Here is a 398-nt window from a genome sequence, read left to right on the forward strand (position 1 = left end):
AAAGGATATCCATCTCCATCATAAGGTAGATCAATTCCAGTAGAGCTTGAAGCCGATCCCCTAACGCTTACGGTCATACCTTGTCCAGGTATCCCGGTATTTTGAATAATTTGATCACCAGTAATTTTTCCTTGTAATGTCCGAACGAGTTGTGGCACAGGCTCATTTTTAAACTCAACACTATCAACTGTTTGACCTGATCCAGTGACATACCTATTCCTCTGTGAGCCATAAACCACTATCACCAGATCTTCCGCTTATACACATATGACGCTGCCCACGAAGAGGACAGTATAGTCTTGCTTTCCAGCGGCCCCGCTCAATCAAAAATATATATAGTGCATAGGCAGCATATGTAGACTCCCGCGCTTCCACCTGACCCCCGATTGTAGACTGCG

General features: G+C 45.0%; 1 protein-coding gene. It reads right to left on the bottom strand.

Annotation, left to right across the window (positions count from 1 at the left end):
• On the bottom strand, positions 1-245 hold a 245-nt coding region (locus ZA07_RS15020; protein ID WP_157492173.1), incomplete at its 3' end, for a hypothetical protein.
• Between the last annotated feature and the right edge of the window lie 153 nt (positions 246-398).

It is taken from the genome of Mangrovimonas sp. ST2L15, assembly GCF_001280515.1.
In the GTDB taxonomy this organism is placed as follows: domain Bacteria; phylum Bacteroidota; class Bacteroidia; order Flavobacteriales; family Flavobacteriaceae; genus Mangrovimonas; species Mangrovimonas futianensis.